This window comes from Pseudomonas sp. TE3895, assembly GCF_056278855.1.
This window is the reverse complement of the sequence record NZ_JBWBQE010000001.1, coordinates 4,577,639-4,599,367: the sequence shown is the minus strand read 5'-3', so window position 1 is coordinate 4,599,367 and position 21,729 is coordinate 4,577,639. Positions and strand designations below refer to the sequence as shown.

Genomic DNA, 21,729 nt, shown 5'->3' with positions numbered 1-21,729 from the left:
TTATTGGATCCATTCCCATTCGCAAAAACCCCGTGCGTTTCGCTTAAGCTTGAGTACAATCGTCAGCTTTTGTCGGGCCCCCTGTCCCGGCGCTGGAACTCTCAATGCTGACCGGTAGCTACTCCTCTTCGCTGGCGTTGATTTCGCTGTGCGTGGCAATCCTGGCATCCTATACCGCCCTTGACCTGACCGGCCGCATCGCCACGGCCAAGGGCCGCGCTGCCTGCCTGTGGATGGGCGGCGGTGCGTTGGCCATGGGCATCGGCGTGTGGTCGATGCACTTCATTGGCATGCTTGCCTTCAGCTTGCCCATCGACTTGGGGTACGACCTGGCCCTGACCGCGTTCTCGCTGCTGATCGCTGTGCTGTCCTCGGGCTTTGCCTTGTGGCTGGTCAGTCAGCCGAGCCTGCCAGCGCTGCAGTTGGGGTTCGGCGCGCTGATCATGGGCGCCGGTATCGCCTGCATGCACTACACCGGCATGGCCGCGCTGCGCATGCTGCCTGGCATTGATTACGACCCGACGTTGTTCGGTGCTTCGCTGCTGATTGCCGTAGGCGCCTCGGCGGCGGCATTGTGGATTGCCTTCCGCCTGCGCACACACACACCCTATATACGGCAGATCCGCGGTCTGGCGGCGGTGGTCATGGGCGTTGCCATCGTGGGCATGCATTACACCGGCATGGCCGCGGCGAACTTCCCCGAGGGCAGCTTCTGCGGCGCGCTGGGGGGCGGGTTGCAGGGGGACAGCCTTGTTTACCTGGTGCTGATCACCACGCTGGCAGTACTGGCAGTGGCTTTGCTGACTTCGGTGCTGGACGCGCGTCTCGAGGCGCGTACTGCCGAGTTGGCCCGTTCGCTGACCTTGGCCAACCAGGAACTGACCCAACTGGCCTTGCACGACACCCTCACCGATCTGCCCAACCGTACCCTGCTGGCGGACCGCATCGAACAGGCCATTGCCAAAGTGGCGGAGCAGGGCGGTTGTTTTGCCCTGATGTTCATTGATCTGGACGGCTTCAAACCCGTCAACGATGCCTTTGGCCATCATATCGGTGACCTTCTGCTCAAAGCGGTGGCGGCCCGCCTGCGCGGCCACCTGCACAGCCAGGACACGCTGGCACGGATTGGCGGCGACGAATTCGTGCTGCTGGTGGAACTGCAGGAGCCGAACGATGCCATGGACGTGGCGGTCAAGCAGGTCAACCTGGTGTCCCGGCCTTTCCGCGTGGCCGAGCACGACCTGCAACTGTCGGCGAGCCTGGGCATCGTTCTGTACCCGGGCAATGGCCAGGACCAGCATGAGCTGCTGCGTAACGCCGACGCTGCCATGTACCATGCCAAGAGCGCCGGCAAGAACGGTTACAGCTTCTTCGATGTGTCGATGAACAGCAACGCGCGCCAGCAGTTGCAGCTGCTGCAGGACTTGCGCCTGGCGCTGGAGCAGCGCCAGTTCCGCTTGCATTACCAGCCCAAGTTCGACGCCCAGGCCTGCCAACCGATCGGTGCCGAAGCGTTGCTGCGCTGGGAGCACCCGCAGCAGGGCCTGCTGCTGCCTGACCGCTTCATCGGCCTGGCAGAAAAGACCGGCCTGATCATCCCCATTGGCGAGTGGGTACTCACTGAGGCCTGCCGTCAGATGCGTCAGTGGCTGGACCAGGGGCACCATGGCTGGCGCATGGCGGTGAACCTGTCGGCCATCCAGTTCTGCCATGCCGGCCTGGTCGACAGCGTGGCCCGCGCCCTGCAGCAGAACGGCTTGCCAGCCAACTGCCTGACACTGGAAATTACCGAAACCACCGCCATGCACGATGCCGATGCCAGCCTGACCGTGCTGCAGCGCCTGTCCGACATGGGCGTGGACTTGTCCATTGATGACTTTGGTACGGGCTATTCCAGCCTGATGTACCTCAAGCGCCTGCCAGCCAACGAGCTGAAAATCGACCGCGGTTTCGTACGCGACCTGGAGCAGGACAGTGACGATGCAGCGATTGTTTCGGCAATTGTCGCACTGGGCCAGGCGTTGGGCCTGCGTATCGTTGCCGAGGGGGTTGAAACCGACAAGCAGCAGGACTTCCTGACCCGTCTGGGGTGTGATTCGTTGCAGGGCTACCTGCTGGGCCAGCCTGTGCCGGCGGAGCAGTTCATGAGCAAGTTGCAGGCCATGGGCCCGGAACTCACTGCTGCGGGCTAGACGCTGTATGAAGAGCCTTGATACTCGGTCAGGCTGCGTTGAAAACAGAGCCTAGACTGCATCGCGCAAGGTAAAGGCGGGAATGAAGGCATCCATTTCCGCCTCGACGGCCTCGATGATGCGCTCTACATCGGCGGCGGCCATGATCGCTGCACAGGGGATGCCCGCAATCGCCAGCAGGGTTTCACCGCTGGCGCGGTCGAACAGCCGCGCAACCATGCTGCGTGGCGCATCCATGCTGGCCTCGAAACCCAACGGATGGAAATGCCAGCGCATCACCTGGCAGGCGTTGGGGAACGTCATCTTGTTCATGCCAGCCTCCTTGTCCGTACCTGGACGTGATGAGCGGGTGGCCACATCGATGCGGCCGCCGGGAAACTAAAGATAGCACCTGCTACGCGCGATTATCGGTTGCAAGTACGACAAATGTGCGAATGCATGACAGCGGTCACACCCTTGTCATGGGTGAAGTGTGTGGGCTGGCTGCATGGGCAAACGTTTTCCCGACCGCAAGGTGTCAGGTAACCATCGGGTTTGGTGGCGTTCGCTGACGTTCGACCCGCAGTTTTTTCAGACGAGCGGCTTGGTTAACCGAGCAACCCGGCGGCGATGTTGATAGTGAACCCCAGAATCGCCGTATTGAACACGAAGCCCACCAACGAATGCGCCAGCACCACCCGCCGCAACCCACGCCCGGCGACACCCACGTCTGAGGTTTGCACCGCCACGCTGATCGTGAACGAGAAGTAGTGGAAGTCCCAGTAATCCGGGTTGCGCTCGCCATCAGCGAAGCGCAGTGGGGGTTCGTGGTTTTGCCCGGTGTAGAACAGGCGGGCGTAGTGCAGGGTGAATATGCAGCCGATCAGCAGCCAGGAACCGGCGACGGTCAGGCCGGTGTAGAGATAGTGCACGGCCAGGGCCGTGCCTTGCAGGCCGCGGCTGGAGACCAGTTGCAGGGTGACCGCGGCAAGGCTGGCGATGGCGGCGATGCACACGGTCAGCAGGACCAGGCCGGCGTTCTCGTCTTCGACGCCGGCGACCTTGCGGACCTTTTCCGGGCTGGCTGTCCAGCTCAGGTAGAGCACCAGCAGCAGGTACAGCCACACCCCCAGGTTCCAGCCAGCGAGGATGTGCTGCACGGTATCACCGGCGGGGATCAGCCAGGCGCCAGCGAGGCCGACTGCAGCGGCGAGGCTCAGGCGGGGGTGTGTGCGGGTCAGGCGATGGAAAGCCATGGGGCCTCATTCACAAGGGGTATGGCTTGTACTCTAGACCGTCATAGGGTTGGGTGGGAGGCGCAATACCCTGCAGGGCCTGGGGTTTCTTTGAGTCCCCCATCGCACGGCATTGCAACTCTCAGTACACTGCACGCTCCAACACCAACATCCGTTGAACTCGAGGTTTTTGCATGACGCTCAGTCCTTTGGCAGGCAAGCCGGCTCCGGCCAGCGTGCTGGTCGATATTCCCCGGCTGCTTACCGCCTATTACACGGGCCGCCCAGACGCTACCGTGGCGGCCCAGCGCGTGGCCTTCGGCACCTCGGGGCACCGGGGCAGTTCGCTTGAATTGAGTTTCAACGAGTATCACGTCCTGGCCATTAGCCAGGCGATCTGCCTGTACCGCCAGGAAAAAGGCATCGATGGCCCGCTGTTCATCGGTGCCGATACCCACGCCCTGTCAGCGCCGGCGACCGCCAGCGCCCTGGAAGTGCTGGCCGCCAACGGCGTGCAGGTGATGCTGTCCAAGGATGACGAATACACGCCTACGCCGGCGGTTTCCCACGCCATCCTCTGCCACAACCGTGGCCGCACGCAGGGCCTGGCTGACGGTATCGTCATCACCCCGTCGCACAACCCGCCGCAAAGCGGTGGCTTCAAGTACAACCCGCCCAACGGCGGCCCGGCCGACAGCGACGTGACCAAGTGGATCGAGGGCAAGGCCAACGAGCTGCTGGCGGCTAACCTGGCGGGCGTCAAGCGCATGGACCATGCCCAGGCGCTGCAGGCGCCGACCACCCACCGCCACGATTACGTCAGCAACTATGTGGCCGACCTGGAAAACGTCATCGATTTCGATGTCATCCGTGGCGCCGGGTTGCGCCTGGGCGTCGACCCGCTGGGCGGGGCAGGGGTACGCTACTGGTCGGCCATTGCCAAGCACTACCAGCTGGACCTGGAAGTGGTGAACACCGAGGTCGACCCGACCTTCCGCTTCATGACCGTCGACTGGGACGGCCAGATCCGCATGGACCCTTCCTCGCCGTATGCCATGCAGGGCCTGATAGGCCTGCGTGAGCGCTTTGACGTGGCCTTCGCCTGCGACCCGGACCACGACCGCCACGGCATCGTCACCCCTGACGGCCTGCTGCAACCCAACAACTACCTCGCCGTGGCCATCGACTACCTGTTCCGCCACCGCCCGCAGTGGCGCAGTGACGCCGCCGTGGGCAAGACCGTGGTCTCCAGCGGCCTGATCGACCGCGTTACCCAACGCCTGGGCCGTGAGCTGTACGAAGTGCCGGTGGGCTTCAAGTTCTTCGCCCAGGGCCTGTTCGACGGTTCGCTCGGTTTTGGTGGCGAAGAAAGTGCAGGGGCTTCGTTCCTGCGTCGCGATGGCTCGGTGTGGGCCACCGACAAGGACGGGTTGATCCCGGCCTTGCTGGCCGCCGAAATGACCGCCCGTACCGGGCGTAACCCGAGCCAGGCTTATGCCGACCTGACCGAGGCGCTGGGCAAGCCGTTCGCCACCCGTGTCGAGGCCAAGGCCGATGCGCGGCAGAAGGCGTTGCTGAGCAAGCTGGCGCCGGAGCAGGTGAAGTCGACAGAGCTGGCCGGTGAGCCGATCGTGCAGATCCTCAGCCACGCCCCAGGCAATGGCCAGGCGATTGGCGGGCTTAAGGTGATGACGGCCAATGGCTGGTTCGCCGCGCGCCCGTCGGGTACTGAAGACATCTACAAGATCTACGCCGAAAGCTTCATCGACGAGGCGCATTTGCAGCGTCTGGTGCAGGAAGCACAAGTGCTGGTCGATGAAGCAATTGCCTGACCGGTAACAAACCGCTTGGTTCTGTGGCGTGATGTAAATTAGAATTAATCTTATTTACTCCGCCGCAGGACCCTCCTCATGATCGACGCCGCGCCGCCACCGCAGCCTGGCCTGCCTGCCCTGTACCGGGAGCATCGCGGCTGGCTTGAAGCCTGGTTGCGCCGGCGTATGGGCAATGCCTGGGATGCCGCCGACCTCAGTCAGGATACTTTTCTGCGCATTCTGGCCAGCGCCCAGCCGCTGGCAGACATACGCGAACCGCGTGCCTACCTGCTGACTGTGGGCAAGCGTTTGCTCAGCAACTTCCACCAGCGACGTAGCCTGGAGCAGGCCTACCTTGATGCCTTGGCGCAGTTGCCCGAGCAACACGTGCCGTCGCCAGAACAGCGCTGGTTACTGCTCGAAACCCTGCAAGCACTGGATGAATTGCTCGACGGCCTCAAGCCGGCGATACGCAAGGCCTTTCTCTGGAGCCAGCTGGAAGGCTTGGGCTACGCCGAAATTGGCCAGCGCCTGGGCGTTTGCCAGCGCTCGGTGAAACGCTACATGGCGCAGGCTTACGAACATTGCCTGTTGGCCGAGTTGCAATGAGCCCCCACACCCCAGAAACCCGCGAGGCGCTGCGTGCTGCAGCCCGTTGGCTGGCATTGCTGGATTCTGGCGACGCAAGCGAATCTGACCTGCAGCGTCTGGCGCAATGGCGCGCCAGCAGTCACCTGCACGAAGACGCCTGGCAAAAGGCATCGCTTCTGCGAGCGCGGTTTGCCGGGTTGCCCGGCGCATTGGCGATGGCCGCCCTGGATCGTCCGGATGCCGGTCGTCGGGCACTGCTCAAACAAGCCCTGGGTGTGTCGGCGTTGTTGCCGGTGGCCTGGCTGGTGAGCCGTGAGCTGCCGCTGGATGCCTGGACCGCCGACATGCGCACCGCAGTCGGGGAGCGCAGGCAGGCACTGCTGAGCGACGGCACCTTGTTGCAGTTGAACACCGACAGTGCGGTCGATATCGAGCTGGGTGCAGGCCGCGTGGCACTGCTGCGCGGTGAAGTGGCCGTCAGCGTGCCCGCTAACCTGAGCCTCACCTTGCAGGTGCCTTACGGCCGGGTGGTGCTCAGTGAGGGCGAGGCGTGCCTGCGCCTGCTTGATGAGGCCTGCCGGGTGTCGGCGATCAAGGGTTTAGTCAGCCTGCAGCCGTTGAGTGGTTCTGCCGTGATGCTACAGGCCGGCCAACAGGCCAGTTTGCAGGCGGCTGGCGTTGGCCCTGTCAAAGCGTTCGACGCATGGCAACTGGGCTGGCGCGAAGGTGCGCTACGGCTGGACGACCGCCCGCTGGGCGAGTTGCTGCACGAACTGCGCAGGTATCGCCCCGGCGTACTGCGTTGGGCACCAGAACTGGAGCGCTTGCGTGTTACCGGCACGTTCCGCCTTGACGACACCGACCGGGTGTTGGCCCTGCTCGCCGCCAGCCTGCCGTTGCAAGTGCAGACCCGCACGCGTTATTGGGTGAGCCTGACCGCACGAGAAAATCGAGCATGAGGCTGTCCCCTTTTTTTCACTCGCCGGTCATTACCGGTAGGAGAAAATAAAAGGGGAGCCTTGTTCAATGCCTGCAGTAAAATCCTGCCGCCTGCGCCCACTGGCGCGCGCAGCACATCCATTGTTCGCGATGAGCCTGCTGTTGTGTGCACCCGCCTGGGCCGATGAGCCGGCCCGGCGTACGTTCCAGGTGGCGCCAGCCAGCCTGGGTGCCGCTTTGACCCATTTCGCCGACCAGGCCGGTGTCAGCCTTTCGCTGGACCCGGCATTGCTAGAGGGCCGGCAAAGTAACGGCTTGTCCGGTCGTTACAGTGTCGATGAAGGCTTCAACCAGTTGCTGCGCAGTAGCGGCCTGCAGGCGCTACCAGTGGGTGAGGGGGCCTTCACCCTGATGCCAGCCCCCCAGGCCAGTGGCGCGCTGGAAATCGCCCCCACCCGCATCGTCGGCGGCCTGGCCGCAGGCAACGAAACGCAGCCGTATGCCGGTGGCCAAGTGGCACGCCAAGGGGCACAAGGTTTGCTCGGTTCGCGCGACTTCATGGAAACCCCGTTCAGCATCACCAGCTACACCAGCGACCTGGTCAAGAACCAACAGGCGCGCACCTTGGGCGAGCTGATTGCCAGTGACCCTTCAGTGCGTGCTACCAACCCGGCGGGCGGGCGTTTCGAGCAGTTCACCATTCGCGGCTTCAGCCTGTTCAACAGTGATGTGGCCTACAACGGTCTCTATGGCATCTTGCCGACCTATTCGATCGACATGGAAATGGCCGACCGGGTCGACATCATCAAAGGCCCCAGCCAGTTGATCAACGGCATTTCGCCGCGTGGCAGCGTGGGCGGCGGTATCAACGTGCAGCCCAAGCGAGCCGCTGACAAGCCGATCACCGAATTCACCGGCAGCTACGCCTCGGCCGGCCAGGCTGGCGGCGCAGTGGACATCGGCCGTCGCTTTGGTGAAGGTCAGCAGTTCGGCGTGCGCTTCAATGGCGTGAAGCAGGCCGGTGATACCGAATGGGACCACCAGCGCGTCGACCGCGAAATGGCGGTGCTGGGCCTGGATTTTCGAGGCGAGCGCCTGCGTCTCTCGGCAGACCTTGGCCACACCGAGCGCGATACCGACGCCCCGCAGGAGCGTGTGCTGGTCGGTGCCAATGCCAAGGTGCCCAATGCCAATGACGTACGCCACAACTACGCCCAGGCCTGGAGCAAGGCGCGTACCAACGATACCTTCGGTGCGCTGAACGCCGAGTACGATATCAGCGAATCGCTGCTGGCCTATGGTGCGGTCGGTGCGCGCAAGAGCAACCATGACTTCCTGCGCCATAACGTGTCGATCACCAACGATGCCGGCGACTTCACCGTGCAGCCGCGTGACTTTACCCGGGACGAGTCGGTGCGCACCGCCATGGCCGGTTTACGTCACTGGTTCCATACCGGGCCGGTGAGCCACGAGCTGAACCTGGCCGCCACCTATTACTACATGGACTTCACCAACGGCGGGGCGCGCTATGCCTCGGCGCCGAGCAACCTCTACAACCCGGTGGCCGCACCAATACCCGGTACGCCAACCCGCCTCGACCCCGAGGTCTACACGGAAAACCGCTTCTCCGGCGTGGCCCTGGCCGATACCCTTGGCTTTTTTGACGACCGCCTGCTGTTGACCCTGGGTGCGCGCTGGCAACGGGTGCAGGTGGATGACTGGAGCGACGGCGTGAAAGGCGATACGGGCTATGACGAAGAAAAGGTCTCGCCTTCTGGGGGCGTATTGCTCAAGGTCACCGACCAGCTCTCGTTGTATGCCAACTACATGGAGGGCCTGAGCCAAGGCAAGATCGCCCCCTCGACCTCGATCAACGAAGACCAGATCTTCCCGCCGTTCACCAGCCGCCAGATCGAGGTGGGTGCCAAGTACGACCTCGGCCAGGTGGCCTTTACTGCCAGCGCCTTCCGCATTCGCCAGCCGGCCTACGAGACCAACCCCGCCTCGCGGGTGTTCGGCCCCAATGGCAAGCGTGACAACCGCGGCATCGAGCTGAGTGTGTTCGGTGAGCCGCTGCAGGGCGTGCGGGTGTTGGGTGGGGTGATGTATATCGACAGCGAGCTGACCGACACCGTCGGCGGTGCCTACGATGGCAACCGTGCGCCGGCCACGCCCGAATACAACGTCAATCTGGGGGCTGAATGGGACGTGCCAGGGGTGAACGGCCTGACCTTCACAGCGCGCGGCACTCACTCCAGCTCGCAGTACCTGGACCAGAACAACAGCAAGCGCATCGACGGCTGGGAGCGTTATGACGTGGGTGCACGTTATGCCTTCAAGGTGGACGCCACCGAGGTTACCTTGCGGGCCAGCGTCGAGAATGTGCTCGATGATCGCTACTGGAGCTCGGCAGGGGCGTCGGATGACAGTGAGCCGGGGTTGACCCTGTCCACCCCGCGGACCTATCTGCTCTCGGCCACGGTCGGCTTTTAAACCGAACCCATGTATACCTACCCAGCGGGAGCGGGTGCGACCGGGAATCAGGCGACTCGGTGGGGCAGTTGCGTAGATGATCAGCCCGGCGCAAGCGCCCGCCCCAGCTTCTGCGCCTGCCCCTGCAACACCCGCATCAACTGCAGCGCTGCATGCGAGGGCGGCTCGAAGCGCGAATAGACGAAGCTGATATCGAAGTGAATCTCATCGGCCAACGGCACCACCGCGAGCCCGCTGTCCTGTGCAACGAACTCGTCGATCACGCTGATGCCCATGCCTTGCTTGACCAACGCCACAGCCTCGTTGGCATTGGTGAACGACAACAGTGATTTCAGCTGTAGCCCGCGGCGCCCGATGTGTTCGGCCAACAGCTTGCCAAACGGCATGTCGGGCCGGAACAGCAGCAACGCATGGCCCTCCAGCTGCTGCAAGGTCAGCGCGGGCTGACCGGCCAAAGGGTGACCTGGCGGCATCACCACCACCATGCGTCCACGCATGAACGCTTGCGAATGCAGGTGGTCGTGCACCACCGGCAGGGCGGCGATCGACAGGTCGACCTTCTTCGACAAGATCTGATTGGGCATTTCGCCCATCAACGAGGTTTGCCACTCGATATTCAGTGACGGTGATTCACGCTTGAGCTGGGCCAGGGCCATCGGGATCACCACCGTGGACAACGATGCACTGCACGAGATACGCAACTTGCGCTGGCCGCCAGCGCCCAGCGCGAGGGCGCATTCGTTGACCTGCAACGCTGCCTGGTACACCCGCTCGACTTCGCGAAACAGCACCTGCGCTTCGGCCGTCGGCACCAGGCGGTTGTTGACGCGCTCGAACAGCGGGTAGGCCAGGCGCGCTTCGATGTACTGGATCAACTTGCTCACCGCCGGCTGCGACACATACAGCAATTTGGCCGCCGCGCTGATCGAGCCCGTCAGCATCACCGCCCTGAACACTTCCATGTGCCGCAGCTTGAACACCATGGGGCTTGCGTCTGCGCCTTCGTTGCCAAGCAGCATGTGTATTACCTTCGGTTATGGTTTTCGCCATCTGGGTATGAGCGTCAAAGCCGGCCACACAGTATCGTTAACCCCAGCCTAACTGCCCTTGCGGCGCACAATAACAAGATCTGCAGACAAGCGCAGTGGCGCTTGACGGGAGTGCTGCGTGAACATATTTGACGAAGCGAAGATCGATTGCCATAACCATTTGTTTGACCCCGCCCGTTTCCCCTATCACCCCGATGCACCCTATGCGCCCTCCGGCCAGGAGGTCGCCACCCTGGCGCAGTTCACCCGGGTGATGGAGGCTTACGGCGTGCAACATGCCTTGCTGGTGGGCCCCAACAGCGGCTACCACACCGACAACCGCTGCCTGCTGCATGCCTTGGCCAGCGGGCAGGGGCGGTTCAAGGGGGTGGCGGTGGTCAAGGCGGACATCAACCTCGACGCGCTGGCGGCGTTACAGGCGCAAGGCGTGGTGGGTATCGCCTTCAACCCCGCGCTTTACGGGGTAGCCAGCCTCAAGGGCGTTGACGGGCTGTTCGGCAAGCTCGCCGAGCTTGGCATGTTCGCCCAGCTGCAGGTGTGTGACGACCAGTTGCTGGACCTGCACGGCCTGCTGCAAGGCTCGCAGGCTCGTCTGTTGATTGACCATTGCGGCCGCCCGGATGTCGCTGCCGGTGTCCAGCAAGCCGGCTTCCAGGCGTTGCTGCGGCTGGCCGACAGTGGCCGCGCCTGCGTGAAGCTGTCAGGCATGCAGAAGTTTGCCGCAGCGGATGCCTTGTTCGAACAGAGCAGTGCATACGTGCAGGCCCTGCTCGAAGCCTTTGGCGCCCAAGCCTGTGTGTGGGGGTCGGACTGGCCGTTCATTCGCCAACCCGCGCGGTTGGACTACGGCCCGCTGCTGAAGCTGGCCGAGCGCCTGATGCCGGATGCCCGGCTGCGCCGCACAGTGATGTGGGACACCCCTCGGCGATTGTTCGGGTTCGCCTAGCCCCTCCGTTGTGTGCCCTTCCAACAACAAGCGCGCAATCGTGATGAACACTGAACAGAACACCCGTCCCGGGCGGCATCCTCCATGGCCTGGAGGATCGTCTCGGCTAGCGCCCCAAAGGGCATGTGACCTGCGTTGCTTGCCGGATATTCCTTCTGTCGAAAATGGAGCTGAACAATGAGCCAGTACCTGCAAGGCCAAACCGCTATCGTCACCGGTGGCATGCGTGGCATCGGCCTGGCGATTGCCCGCCGCTTGCATGTCGCCGGCGCCCAGGTGGTGATCTGGGACCTTGCCGTCGATGGCTGGAACAGCACGGAAAACGGCTTCGAGCCGGTGCTGCGCCAGGCAGTGGATGTGTCGTCGCTGGCCTCGGTGGAGGCGGCTTTTGCCCAGACGCTGGCGCGTTTGGGGCAGGTGCAGATTTTGGTCAACAATGCCGGCATCAACGGCCCGGTGGTGGCGTCTTGGGAGTACCCGCCAGAGGCCTGGGACAAGGTCATCGCCATCGACCTGAACGGTGTGTTCTATTGCTGCCGCACCGCCATCGCGCACATGCGTGAGCGCGGCTACGGGCGCATCGTCAATATCGCCTCCATGGCCGGCAAGGAGGGTGTGCAGTACATCTCGGGCTATTCGGCAGCCAAGGCCGGGGTCATCGCCTTCACCAAGGCGGCAGCCAAGGAGCTGGCGCAGGATGGCGTGCTGCTCAACTGTGTGGCACCGGCGATGGTCGAGACGCCGCTGATGGCCGAGATGACGGCCGAGCATATTGCCGCGAGCAAGGCCAAGATCCCCATGGGGCGCTTCCTCAAGGCCGAGGAGATCGCCAACATGGTCAGCTGGATCGCCGGGCCTGAGTGCAGCTTTACCACTGGCTTTGTGTTTGACCTCAGCGGCGGGAGGGCGACCTACTGAGTGGGCTGGGTGTGGTACGCCCGATGGCGTTGGAGCTGCGCCGGGTAGCCAGCCACGCGCGAACTGCGGGCGACGTCTCAGTGTGCAAGTGCCGTCGTCCGTTGGCGTGCCCGCACCTCAACGCTTGCAAGCAGCGGCACGGGCAACCCAGGCGTGGCTGGACGGGCAGGTGGCAGTCACCCGCCGTCATTCAGGCCTGTGGTTATTCCTGATCGGGTACCACGGCGATCACGTCGATCTCCATCAGCCACTCGGCCTGGGCCAACCCGGCCACCACCAACCCGGTGGAAATCGGGAACACGCCCTTGAGCCATTTGCCCACCTCTTTATACACCGGCTCGCGGAAGCGCGGGTCGGTGATGTAGGTGGTGGTCTTGACGATGTGCGACAGGTCCGAGCCGGCTTCTTCAAGCAGTTGCTTGACGTTCTTCATCGCCTGTTCGGTTTGTGCGCGCGGGTCACCCAGGCCTACCAGCTTGCCTTCGAAGTCGGTACCGACCTGGCCACGCACGTAGATGGTATTGCCCGCCCGCACGGCCTGGCACAAGTCGTTGTCCAGGGTCTGGTTGGGGTAGGTTTCCTTGGTGTTGAACATGCGGATGCGAGTATGGGTAGGCATCAGTGGGCTCCGAGGGTGCTGACATTGCTGATCTTGGCGGTTTGCTGCTCATCCGCTGCGCGTTGCTCGCGGTCGCGGTAGGCGGTGTAGGTACGTTGCGTGGCGATGTGGCCGGCGACGTGCTTGGCGTCGTGCCACACCCCCCAGATGAACGATGAACCACGGCGCGACAACCACGGCAGGCCGAGGAAGTACACGCCCGGTTCACGGGCCACACCACGCTGGTGCTGGGGCTTGCCGTTGGCATCGAAGGTGTCTACCTGCAGCCAGCTGAAGTCCACGCCGTAACCGGTGGCCCAGATGATGCTGCGGACGCCGGCCTTGGCCAGGTCCAGCTGCTGCAGCGGGTTGCGCATGCACTCCGGGTCGGCCAGGCGCTGGCGGGCTTCGGGCTCTTCCGGCAGGTCCAGGCCGTTGCGCTCGATGTAGGCATCGGCCGCATCCAGCAGGGCCAGGTAGTTGTCGTCGCCGCGGTTGATGTTCTCGACCAGGTTGTCCTGGAAGCGCGCCACGCCGTTCTCGAACGACTGGGTCAGGCCGACCAGGGTCATGCCCTGGTGGGCGAGGGCGCGGAAGTCCACGGTGTGGCCACCACGGGCGCCGCTGACCGCGATGGTCACATGCTCGCGACCGGGCTTGGCAATTTCCGCGTCCCACTCGCCCAGCACGCCCAGCCACCAGCAGAAGTCGCGGTTGCGGTAGGCACGCGGCGGGCGGTCGTGGGCGCCGACCGACAGGTACACCTGGCGCCCGGCGCGCATCAATTCCTCGGCAATCTGCACACCGGAAGAACCGGCACCGACCACCAGTACCGCGCCTTCAGGCAACTGCTCTGGGTTGAAATAAGCGGCGGAATGAATCTGGTGCAGGTTGCTGTCTTTCGGCGCGATGGCCGGGATCACCGGCTTCTGGAACGGGCCGGTGGCAGCGACTACGCGGTTGGCGCGAATCACGCCTTCATTGGTGTCGATGGTGAAGCCTGGGCGATCGCTGTTCCGCACCACGCGCTTCACTTCAATGCCGGTGCGCACGGGCAGGTTGTACTTGCGTACGTACTGCTCGAAGTAGTCTGCCACCTGGTCCTTGCCGGCGAATGCATCGGCGTCGAGGTTGAATTCCAGCCCCGGGAAGCGGTCGTGCCAGGCCGGGCCGTTGGCGACCAGCGAGTCCCAGCGGCCGGTACGCCAGGCCTGCGCGATGCGGTTGCGCTCCAGTACCAGGTGCGGCACGCCAAGCTTGCTCAGGTGTTCGCTCATGGCCACGCCGGCCTGGCCGGCGCCGACGACGAGGGTGTCGATTTCGAGGTTGTTCAGTGTCATGTCCGAGCCCTTGTTCAGGCGGTTATTGTCAGGTCGGTTTGGAGGACCGCCGTTGCCTGGAGCCAGACTAGGGATGCCGTGGAAATGGCGAAAATAGTATTTAGCTGGTGCTTGCCGATAAAACGGCGAAGGCCTTGAGTTTTCTGGCCTGTGGGGCGGGTTGGCCGGGTGGGTGACGTGGTTTTTCGAGCGGGTGCAGAGAGCGGGCCCTAGAGCATAGTTTTTTCCTGCCTACCCCCTCGGAAAAAGGTCGTTTCGCCCGCTCGAAGGTTCCACTCAGAATGCCGTGTATCGCACAGCACAACAGGAACCATGACATGACGTTCTCCATCATTGGTCGTTGCCAGGAAACCGGCCAGGTCGGTATTGCCATCAGCTCGTCGAGCATCGCCGTGGGTGCCCGTTGCCCCTGGGTGCGTGCCGGTGTGGGCGCGGTCTCGACCCAGAACATCACCCTGCCGGCGCTGGGCCCGCAGATTCTCGATGCCCTGGAGCATGGCCAGTTGCCGCCCGCCGCTGTGCTGGACAGGGTGCTCAGTGCCAATGGCTGGAGTGAGTACCGCCAGGTCACGGTGATCGACAGCCACGGCCAGGTGGCCCTGTTCACCGGGCGGGAAGCCTTGGGCACACACCATGCAATGGCCGGCGAACAATGCGCGGCGGCCGGCAACCTGCTGTCCTCGACCCAGGTGATCGAAGCCATGGTGCTGGCCTTCGAGCAGGCCGGCGGCCACCTGGCCGACCGCCTGCTGGCAGCCATGCACGCGGCGATGGCCGCGGGTGGCGAAGCCGGGCCCGTGCACTCGGCGGCGCTGAAGATTGCTGGCGAGCTGACCTGGCCGCTGGTGGACCTGCGCGTCGATTGGGCCGACAGCGACCCGATCGGCGTGCTCGATGGCTTGTGGCAAGCCTATCGCCCGCAGATGCAGGATTACGTCACCCGCGCCCTCAACCCGACCGCCGCGCCAAGCTATGGGGTGCCGGGCGATGAGTGAATTTGCCAGTCGCGCGCTGCTGGCCCGGCTGATCGGCTTTGCCACGGTGAGCCGCGACTCCAACCTGGCGCTGATCGGTTTTATCCGTGATTACCTTGCCGAGCTGGGGGTGGAGTGCGAGCTGTTCCATAACCCGGAGGGCACCAAGGCCAACCTGTTCGCCACTGTCGGCCCTAGGGATGTGGGTGGTGTGGTGCTGTCTGGGCATACCGATGTGGTGCCGGTGGATGGCCAGGCCTGGACGGTCGAGCCGTTTGCCCTGAGTGAGCGTGACGGCCGTCTGTATGGCCGCGGCACGGCCGACATGAAAGGCTTTATCGCCTCGGTGCTGGCTGCTGTGCCCGCGTTTCTCGCGCAGCCGCTGCGCATGCCGGTACACCTGGCATTTTCCTATGACGAAGAAGTCGGTTGCCTGGGCGTGCGCTCGATGCTGGCTGCCCTCGAACAGCGCCCGTGTAAACCACGGCTGTGTCTGATCGGTGAACCCACCGAACTCAAACCGGTGCTGGGGCACAAGGGCAAGCTGGCAATGCGTTGCCAGGTACAGGGCGCAGCGTGCCATTCGGCGTACGCGCCGTATGGGGTGAACGCCATCGAGTATGCGGCGAAACTGATTGGCAAGTTGGGTGAAATCGGCGAGGCCCTGGCACTGCCGGCTCATCACGACGAGCGCTTCGATCCGCCGTTCTCCACGGTGCAGACCGGCGTGATCAAAGGGGGCAGGGCGCTGAACATCGTGCCGGCCGAGTGCGAGTTCGATTTCGAAGTGCGCGCGCTCCCTGGGTTCGAGGCGCAGGCGGTGGCCGACCAGTTACAAACCTATGCTGAAGCCGAGTTGCTGCCGCGTATGCGCAAGGTCAATACCGCCAGCGCCATTCGCCTGGCGCCGCTGAGTGCCTATCCGGGGCTGGCGACACCGGAAGACAGCGAGGCTGCGCGCTTGGTGGCGCTACTCAGCGGCTCGGATACGTTCGGCACGGTAGCGTTTGGTACCGAAGGTGGCTTGTTCGACCAGGCGGGCATCCCCACCGTGGTGTGCGGCCCTGGCAGCATGGACCAGGGCCACAAGCCGGATGAGTTTGTCAGTGTCGAGCAGTTGCGCGGCTGTGATGCCATGCTGCTGAGGCTGGTGGACTACCTCAAGCTGGCTTGAGGGTTGCGACGGTGGATGGGCCGCAGTGCGGCCCCGGTAACTCAGAAGGTCGCCTTGACCTGCAGGCCAACCACCAGTGCATTGTCGATGTCTTTGCCCGAAAACGCCCCTGGCTCGATGATGTATTGCACATCCGGACGCAGGTTCAGCCACGGTGTGGCCTGGTAGCCGTAGCTCAGTTCGATCAACTGCTCGGCGCTGTCGATATCCGGGAACTGCTGGCCCGCGTTGAACGCGGCATCCTCCAGCACATCGCGGCTACGCGGGTTGGGCACGGCCCGGCCGTAACCCAGTGCCACGGTATCCTTCGGGCGGCCTTCGAATGGCTTGTACAACACCACGCCGGCGCCATACCACTTGGTGAACGGCGAGGCGGCCTTGCTCGACGCCGAGTACTGGCCGAAGGCGTGCAGGCTTCGGCCTGGGGAGGCCTGGTCGTTCCACACCGCCTGGTCGACCAGCAGGTAATGGCCACCTCGGCCGGACACTTCATCGTCGCTGCCGATGCGTTTCACATCAGAGCTGTCGTAGTAGTAGCCCAGTTTGTACTCGCCTGGCAGTTCACCCTGCAGCTTGTATACCAGTTCTACCGGTACCACGGTGCCGGTGGTGTGCTTGGGCCCCAGGTGCCAGGCGCGGCTGGAGTTGCCGTTGCTCTCGGGGTCGACGTTGAACGCCGCCACGCGCAGCTGCCAGGCTGGCGACAGGTCGTACTTCACCCGCACGCCGAGGTGGGCGTTGGGGTAGTTGGTCCAGCCACTGCCGCCGGACATGTTCAGCGGGTGGCCGCAGAAGCCGGCGTTCATGAAGTTGCACAGGATGCCGCTGTCCAGGCCGCCGAGGTCGTTGCCCATGGCCATGTAGCCGAGTTTTACGTTGAGCGCCGGGGTGAACAGCGTGCGCTCGTAGCTCAGCTCGGTCAGGCGGGTGTACAGGCCACCGTAGTTTTCCTGGATTGGCAGGCGGTTGCCGACCAGGTCTTCCGAGGCGCTGTTGCCGCGGCGGTCGTTGATGGTCAGCTGGACCTTGCCGCCGTTGTCCAGGCCGTACAGTTTCGACAGGTCGAACTGCACGCCCAGCTTGACGTTCTGCGAATAGCGCGCCGAACGGTGCAGGCCGCCATGGGCGTTGTAGGCGGTTTCACCGCTGTAGTCGCCGGTGATCTTGACGCCGTCTTCTTCGAGTTGATGACGCAGGCCGCCCCAGTCACCGGTCAGGGTGCTGCGGGTCATGAGGTCGTCGTTGGCAAGTGCGGTGGTGCTGGCCAGGGCCAGCAGCAGGGTGGGGGTGATGCGAATTGCGGATGGCATTACAGAATCTCGGATTGTCTTTGAGGGGCATTCGCGGGCAAGCCCGCTCCTACAGGGGCCTTGTAGGAGCGGGCTTGCCCGCGAAGCAGGCGACGCGGTCTTACGGCAGAGCGTAAGAAATCACATAGTCGCCGCGGTCAGTCGACTGGCGGGCGCCGCCAGCGGTGATCACCACGTACTGCTTGCCGGTCTTCGGCGAGACGTAGGTCATCGGGCCGCCCTGGCTGCCCACGGGCAGGCGAGCCTTCCAGATTTCGTTACCGTTGCTGCTGTCGTAGGCACGCAGGTAGAAGTCCTGGGTACCGGCGATGAACACCAGGCCGCCTTGGGTCGACAGGGTGCCGCCAAGGGTTGGCAGGCCGATCTTGATCGGCAGGTGCATGCGGATGCCGAGCGGGCCGGTGTCTTCAACGGTGCCTACCGGCACCTGCCAGGCCACCTGGCGGGTCTTCATGTCGATGGCGGTCAGGGTGCCGAACGGCGGTGCCTGGCATGGAATGCCGGCGACCGACAGGAAGCGGTTCTTGTTCACGGCATACGGGGTGCCCTTGAGCGGTACCGCGCCCATGCCAGTGTTCAGTGCTTCGCCACCGGAAGCCGCGCCACCTTTGTTCTGCGACGGGATCATCTGGATCCACAGGCCCAGACGCATGTCGTTGACGAAGATGAAGCCATGTACCGGGTCGGTAGAAATGCTGCCCCAGTTCATGCCACCCAGCGAACCCGGGAAGCTCAGCGACAGGTCGGTACCCGGCGCGGTGTACAGGCCGTCGTAGCGCATCTTCTTGAAGTCGATGCGGCACAGCAGTTGGTCATACGGGGTGGCGCCCCACATGTCCGATTCGGTCAGGGTCTGCGCGCCGATCTGCGGCATGCCCACCGACTTGGGCTGGGTAGGGGAGTACGGCTCGTTCGGGATGTTGCTTGGCTTGACCGGTACTTCGTCGACCTGGGTCAGCGGCTTGCCGGTGGCACGGTCGAGCACGTAGATCTGCCCGGCCTTGGTGCCGATCACCACCGCAGGTACCGACTGGCCGTCGTCCTTGGTGAAGTCGATCAGGCTCGGCTGCATCGGCAGGTCGAAGTCCCACAGGTCGTTGTGCACCGTCTGGAACACCCACTTCTGGTTGCCGGTGGCGGCATCCAGGGCCAGCACCGAAGCGCCGTAGGTGTGGTCCAGCTTGCTGCGTTCAACACCGTAGATGTCGGTGGAGGACGAGCCCATCGGCAGGAACACGGTGTTCATCGCCGGGTCATAGGACATCGGTGCCCAGCTGTTCGGGGTGCTGCGCACGTAGGTCTTGTCGCCCTGCGGAGCCTGGCGGTCTTCCGGGTTGCCCGGGTCGAAGGCCCAGCGCATTTCACCGGTGATCACGTCAAAGCCGCGGATCACGCCGCCTGGCATATCGGTCTGGACGTTGTCGGCAACACGGCCGCCAACCACCACGGTGGTGCCGGCCATCAGCGGTGCCGAAGACAGCTGGTAGTAGGAGTCTGGCACGTTACCCAGGCCGGCCATCAGGTTGACCTGGCCGTTGTTGCCGAAGCCCTGGCAGAACTCGCCGGTGTCGGCGTCGACGGCAATCAGGCGGCCATCGATGGTGTTGGTCAGCAGGCGACGCTGGCAGTTGGCGCCAGCCGGTACGGTACCGCCGGTGACCGGCGAGCTGTTCGGCTGGGTCGGTTGGGCGATGGCGGCGGTGGCGTCGAAGTACGCCATGCCACGGCAGCGCTGCCAGACCTTGGACTGGGCGTTGATTTCGTTCTTCCACAGTTCTTTGCCGGTGTCGGCATCGAGTGCGATCAGGTTGTTGTGCGGGGTGCAGATGAACACCTTGTTGCCAATCTGCAGCGGGGTCAGCTGGTCTTCGGCACCGTTGCCGTCGCTGACCGCCACGTCGCCAGTGTGGTAGGTCCAGGCCACTTTCAGCTTGTTGACGTTGTCCCGGTTGATCTGGTCAAGCGCGGCGAAGCGGCTGCCACCTTCGGTGTTGCCGTAGTGGGCCCAGTCTTTCTGTTCTTTGCCGGCTTCGACCGGGGTCATGCCCGGGCCTTTGCCGGTGGGGGCGACGCTTGGGTGGGCAACGAACATGTTGCCGACCGCGATCACCAATACCACGGCCATTACCCCGGCTACGCCGTACGCACCGCGCCCGGCGCTGGCGCCGTTGGCACGCGCCAGCAGCGGGTAAACCAGCGCCACGACCATGCCGATTGCGCCGAACATGAACAGGCGCGAGAACAGCGGCCAGAACACCAGGCCCGCATCGATCAGTGCCCAGATGGCAGTACCGACCAGGAACACGGCATACAGCCAGGCGCCAGCCTTCTTGCGGCGAGCAATGAGAACACCGGCGATGGCCATGGCCAAGCCGCCGATCAGGAAGTACCAGGAACCGCCCAGACCGGCGAGCTTGACGCCGCCAGCAGCCAGGAGGAGGCCGAGCAGGGCGATGATCACGCCCAGGCCGACCAGGATGAAGTGTGTGGCGCCAGAGGCGCGCGGTGTTTCTTTCATGCCAGGGATCTCAGCAGGTGGAATGCGCGCAGTTTAAGCCCTTAGCTTGCTAATTAACAAGTTGGTACATAATTGAGCGAGGCTGATTGTCGCAGGGCTGAACTTACGAAGATGTGGCTAAAAGTATAGATAATGTGCTGAAAAACGCATTGAACGGGGCGTTTATGACGCCTATTCGATTTGTATTCATGCTTTGGTCGTAAGCCCAACCTTGCACGGCGACGGGACAACTGCGTCTTGTGCACGGGCAGGCATGGCCCCTTCAGGCCGGCCATGGGGTGCTGCTGCTATAGAACACCGCGAGCCAGATGGTGGCGGTGCCGGGCGCGGTCCATTCCACGCGGTGGCGGTCGTGCGGGGGGATGTCCAGACAATCGCCCGGCGCCAGCAGGCGGGTGTGGCGCTCGTGCTCGAAACGCAGGGCGGCAGCCCCACTGAGCAACATGATCCACTCGCCTTCGGCCTGGTCGTACCAGAAGCCGGGTGGGCTGGCCTGCCCGCTGGAGACGATACGCTCCACGCGGATGCCCGGGCGGCTGAGCAATTCGTCGACACGTTCGGCGCTGGCGGGATCGCAGGGCGGCAGGGCGGTCAGCAGGTTGTTCAGGGTCATGGTGAGCCTCCTTGGAAATGGGTGGATTCCACTATGGACGCAATCGCCTTGGCGCGCGCGGCTTGACCCGCCCGGCTGTTTGTAAGAACTTTCCGAGTTTTGGAAGACGGGCTGAACATGGACAAGCTGCTGGCGATGAAAATGTTCGTGGCCACTGTCGATGCCCAAGGCTTTTCTGCTGCCGCGCGCAGGCTAGGGCTGGCGACATCGTCGGTGACACGTCTGGTCGATGCCCTGGAAGCGTCGCTGGGCGCCACCTTGCTCAACCGCTCGACGCGCCAGGTCAGCCTGACCGAGGCCGGCGCCCGTTACTACCAGCGGGCACGGGGCATTTTTGAAGCACTGGACGAGGCGGATGCCAGCATCGCCGATCGCGGCGAGGAGCCTGTCGGTGTACTGCGCCTGAGCCTGCCAGTGGAGTTCGGCCGGCGGGTCATCGCCCCGCACCTGGGGCCATTCCTGGCGCAGCACCCGGCGCTGGAACTGGACATCGACCTCAGCGACCGCCTGGACGACTTGCTTGACGGGCGCTATGACCTGTCGATTCGCCTGGGTGACCCTTCGCCCAATGACGAATTGGTGTGCCGCCGGCTCGGCCGTTTTCAGCGTTGGCTGGTGGCCAGCCCGGCTTACCTGGCCGGGCGTGAGCCACTGCAGCATCCCCGGGAGTTGCTTGACCATGCCTGCCTGCGCTTTCGCTATGGGCAGAAAGCGCGCCCCTGGCGCCTGACCTGTGGCCAGGACAGCCTGGAACTGGACGTAAGCGGGCCCTTGCGCAGCGCCAATGCCGACATGTTGCGTGAAACGGCACTGGCAGGCAGTGGTATCGCACTGCTGGCCGATTGGCTGGTACGCGAGGATGTGTTGGCAGGGCGCCTGCAACGGGTATTCCCCGACTGGCAGGCCAGTCCTGGCGCAGCCAATAGCAGCATCAACGCCCTGTATATGCCCAACCACCGGGGCTCACGGCGAGTAAACGCATTCATCGACTTTTGCGAAAATTTGCTCATACACGGTCACTAGTGTTGCGCAGTGCGCAAAGCCGC

18 protein-coding genes are annotated in these 21,729 nt (G+C 63.8%); 10 read left to right on the top strand and 8 right to left on the bottom strand.

Going from position 1 to position 21,729, the window contains the following annotated elements; genetic code table 11:
- Positions 1-104: 104 nt before the first annotated feature.
- Positions 105-2,192: a putative bifunctional diguanylate cyclase/phosphodiesterase gene (locus ACZ889_RS20880; RefSeq protein WP_180689814.1), complete on the top strand. Its 2,088-nt coding sequence runs from the start codon at positions 105-107 to the stop codon at positions 2,190-2,192.
- A 51-nt stretch (positions 2,193-2,243) separates the two neighbouring features.
- On the opposite strand, the gene ACZ889_RS20875 is transcribed toward ACZ889_RS20880, so the two are convergent.
- Both ACZ889_RS20875 and ACZ889_RS20870 read right to left on the bottom strand, forming a co-directional pair.
- Complete coding sequence (locus ACZ889_RS20875) at positions 2,244-2,504, bottom strand: DUF1652 domain-containing protein (RefSeq protein WP_003247746.1); 261 nt, start codon at positions 2,502-2,504, stop codon at positions 2,244-2,246.
- Positions 2,505-2,779: 275 nt separating this feature from the next.
- Positions 2,780-3,427, bottom strand: a complete 648-nt coding sequence (locus ACZ889_RS20870) for a DUF1345 domain-containing protein (protein ID WP_003247748.1) — start codon at positions 3,425-3,427, stop codon at positions 2,780-2,782.
- A 173-nt stretch (positions 3,428-3,600) separates the two neighbouring features.
- Between ACZ889_RS20870 and pgm the strand changes: the two genes are divergently transcribed.
- The 4 genes from pgm to ACZ889_RS20850 all read left to right on the top strand — a co-directional run bounded on the left by pgm (position 3,601) and on the right by ACZ889_RS20850 (position 9,243).
- Positions 3,601-5,238: a phosphoglucomutase (alpha-D-glucose-1,6-bisphosphate-dependent) gene (gene pgm / locus ACZ889_RS20865; RefSeq protein ID WP_070096599.1), complete on the top strand. Its 1,638-nt coding sequence runs from the start codon at positions 3,601-3,603 to the stop codon at positions 5,236-5,238.
- Between the two features lie 78 nt (positions 5,239-5,316).
- Positions 5,317-5,829: a sigma-70 family RNA polymerase sigma factor gene (locus ACZ889_RS20860; protein ID WP_121783647.1), complete on the top strand. Its 513-nt coding sequence runs from the start codon at positions 5,317-5,319 to the stop codon at positions 5,827-5,829.
- Positions 5,826-6,770: a FecR domain-containing protein gene (locus tag ACZ889_RS20855; protein WP_476257770.1), complete on the top strand. Its 945-nt coding sequence runs from the start codon at positions 5,826-5,828 to the stop codon at positions 6,768-6,770. Before ACZ889_RS20860 ends, ACZ889_RS20855 begins: the two co-directional genes overlap by 4 nt.
- A gap of 67 nt (positions 6,771-6,837) precedes the next feature.
- Positions 6,838-9,243 (top strand): TonB-dependent siderophore receptor, encoded by a 2,406-nt coding sequence (locus ACZ889_RS20850; RefSeq protein WP_476257769.1) that lies wholly within the window; start codon positions 6,838-6,840, stop codon positions 9,241-9,243.
- Between the two features lie 80 nt (positions 9,244-9,323).
- On the opposite strand, the gene ACZ889_RS20845 is transcribed toward ACZ889_RS20850, so the two are convergent.
- A complete protein-coding gene (locus tag ACZ889_RS20845) occupies positions 9,324-10,262 on the bottom strand; it encodes a LysR family transcriptional regulator (protein ID WP_003247757.1) in 939 nt (312 codons plus the stop codon).
- A gap of 148 nt (positions 10,263-10,410) precedes the next feature.
- On the opposite strand from ACZ889_RS20845, the gene ACZ889_RS20840 reads away from it, so the two are divergent.
- Together ACZ889_RS20840 and ACZ889_RS20835 are read left to right on the top strand one after the other, a co-directional pair.
- Entirely contained in the window at positions 10,411-11,238 is an 828-nt protein-coding gene (locus ACZ889_RS20840; RefSeq protein WP_180689817.1) for an amidohydrolase family protein, read from the top strand.
- A 177-nt stretch (positions 11,239-11,415) separates the two neighbouring features.
- Positions 11,416-12,156, top strand: a complete 741-nt coding sequence (locus tag ACZ889_RS20835; protein ID WP_087534986.1) for an SDR family NAD(P)-dependent oxidoreductase — start codon at positions 11,416-11,418, stop codon at positions 12,154-12,156.
- A 202-nt stretch (positions 12,157-12,358) separates the two neighbouring features.
- Here ACZ889_RS20835 and ACZ889_RS20830 read toward each other — a convergent pair whose 3' ends face one another.
- Both ACZ889_RS20830 and ACZ889_RS20825 read right to left on the bottom strand, forming a co-directional pair.
- On the bottom strand, positions 12,359-12,775 hold the full coding sequence (locus tag ACZ889_RS20830; protein ID WP_003247763.1) for a RidA family protein: 417 nt from the start codon (positions 12,773-12,775) through the stop codon (positions 12,359-12,361).
- Positions 12,775-14,094: a flavin-containing monooxygenase gene (locus ACZ889_RS20825; protein WP_004575291.1), complete on the bottom strand. Its 1,320-nt coding sequence runs from the start codon at positions 14,092-14,094 to the stop codon at positions 12,775-12,777. Before ACZ889_RS20825 ends, ACZ889_RS20830 begins: the two co-directional genes overlap by 1 nt.
- Positions 14,095-14,411: 317 nt before the next feature.
- Here ACZ889_RS20825 and ACZ889_RS20820 point away from each other — a divergent pair, with 317 nt between their 5' ends.
- Positions 14,412-15,089, top strand: coding sequence for a DUF1028 domain-containing protein (locus ACZ889_RS20820; protein ID WP_476257768.1), 678 nt, complete (start codon positions 14,412-14,414; stop codon positions 15,087-15,089).
- Positions 15,082-16,242 (top strand): acetylornithine deacetylase, encoded by a 1,161-nt coding sequence (argE, locus tag ACZ889_RS20815; RefSeq protein ID WP_180689818.1) that lies wholly within the window; start codon positions 15,082-15,084, stop codon positions 16,240-16,242. The genes ACZ889_RS20820 and argE overlap by 8 nt, the downstream gene beginning before the upstream one ends.
- 41 nt (positions 16,243-16,283) lie before the next feature.
- Here argE and ACZ889_RS20810 read toward each other — a convergent pair whose 3' ends face one another.
- From ACZ889_RS20810 to ACZ889_RS20800, 3 genes are all read right to left on the bottom strand, one after another.
- Positions 16,284-17,552 carry a carbohydrate porin gene (locus tag ACZ889_RS20810; protein ID WP_129933173.1) on the bottom strand — a complete coding sequence of 423 codons (1,269 nt, stop codon included), beginning with the start codon at positions 17,550-17,552 and terminating at the stop codon, positions 16,284-16,286.
- Positions 17,553-17,652: 100 nt separating this feature from the next.
- The gene (locus ACZ889_RS20805) at positions 17,653-20,070 is read right to left on the bottom strand and encodes a glucose/quinate/shikimate family membrane-bound PQQ-dependent dehydrogenase (RefSeq protein ID WP_054889303.1); all 2,418 of its coding nucleotides are present in this window, start codon (positions 20,068-20,070) and stop codon (positions 17,653-17,655) included.
- A 262-nt stretch (positions 20,071-20,332) separates the two neighbouring features.
- On the bottom strand, positions 20,333-20,683 hold the full coding sequence (locus ACZ889_RS20800; RefSeq protein ID WP_054889304.1) for a cupin domain-containing protein: 351 nt from the start codon (positions 20,681-20,683) through the stop codon (positions 20,333-20,335).
- Between the two features lie 117 nt (positions 20,684-20,800).
- On the opposite strand from ACZ889_RS20800, the gene ACZ889_RS20795 reads away from it, so the two are divergent.
- The gene (locus ACZ889_RS20795; RefSeq protein ID WP_054889313.1) at positions 20,801-21,706 is read left to right on the top strand and encodes a LysR family transcriptional regulator; all 906 of its coding nucleotides are present in this window, start codon (positions 20,801-20,803) and stop codon (positions 21,704-21,706) included.
- Positions 21,707-21,729: the final 23 nt, after the last annotated feature.

What these genes read in the sequence shown, in the direction of transcription:
- ACZ889_RS20870 (WP_003247748.1), bottom strand. Translation starts at nt 3,427, where the DNA reads ATGGCTTTCCATCGCCTGACCCGCACACACCCCCGCCTGAGCCTCGCC.
- ACZ889_RS20835 (WP_087534986.1), top strand. Translation starts at nt 11,416, where the DNA reads ATGAGCCAGTACCTGCAAGGCCAAACCGCTATCGTCACCGGTGGCATG.
- pgm (WP_070096599.1), top strand. Translation starts at nt 3,601, where the DNA reads ATGACGCTCAGTCCTTTGGCAGGCAAGCCGGCTCCGGCCAGCGTGCTG.
- ACZ889_RS20825 (WP_004575291.1), bottom strand. Translation starts at nt 14,094, where the DNA reads ATGACACTGAACAACCTCGAAATCGACACCCTCGTCGTCGGCGCCGGC.
- ACZ889_RS20850 (WP_476257769.1), top strand. Translation starts at nt 6,838, where the DNA reads ATGCCTGCAGTAAAATCCTGCCGCCTGCGCCCACTGGCGCGCGCAGCA.
- ACZ889_RS20845 (WP_003247757.1), bottom strand. Translation starts at nt 10,262, where the DNA reads ATGCTGCTTGGCAACGAAGGCGCAGACGCAAGCCCCATGGTGTTCAAG.
- ACZ889_RS20880 (WP_180689814.1), top strand. Translation starts at nt 105, where the DNA reads ATGCTGACCGGTAGCTACTCCTCTTCGCTGGCGTTGATTTCGCTGTGC.
- ACZ889_RS20875 (WP_003247746.1), bottom strand. Translation starts at nt 2,504, where the DNA reads ATGAACAAGATGACGTTCCCCAACGCCTGCCAGGTGATGCGCTGGCAT.
- ACZ889_RS20805 (WP_054889303.1), bottom strand. Translation starts at nt 20,070, where the DNA reads ATGAAAGAAACACCGCGCGCCTCTGGCGCCACACACTTCATCCTGGTC.
- ACZ889_RS20860 (WP_121783647.1), top strand. Translation starts at nt 5,317, where the DNA reads ATGATCGACGCCGCGCCGCCACCGCAGCCTGGCCTGCCTGCCCTGTAC.
- ACZ889_RS20795 (WP_054889313.1), top strand. Translation starts at nt 20,801, where the DNA reads ATGGACAAGCTGCTGGCGATGAAAATGTTCGTGGCCACTGTCGATGCC.
- argE (WP_180689818.1), top strand. Translation starts at nt 15,082, where the DNA reads ATGAGTGAATTTGCCAGTCGCGCGCTGCTGGCCCGGCTGATCGGCTTT.
- ACZ889_RS20830 (WP_003247763.1), bottom strand. Translation starts at nt 12,775, where the DNA reads ATGCCTACCCATACTCGCATCCGCATGTTCAACACCAAGGAAACCTAC.
- ACZ889_RS20855 (WP_476257770.1), top strand. Translation starts at nt 5,826, where the DNA reads ATGAGCCCCCACACCCCAGAAACCCGCGAGGCGCTGCGTGCTGCAGCC.
- ACZ889_RS20810 (WP_129933173.1), bottom strand. Translation starts at nt 17,552, where the DNA reads ATGCCATCCGCAATTCGCATCACCCCCACCCTGCTGCTGGCCCTGGCC.
- ACZ889_RS20820 (WP_476257768.1), top strand. Translation starts at nt 14,412, where the DNA reads ATGACGTTCTCCATCATTGGTCGTTGCCAGGAAACCGGCCAGGTCGGT.
- ACZ889_RS20800 (WP_054889304.1), bottom strand. Translation starts at nt 20,683, where the DNA reads ATGACCCTGAACAACCTGCTGACCGCCCTGCCGCCCTGCGATCCCGCC.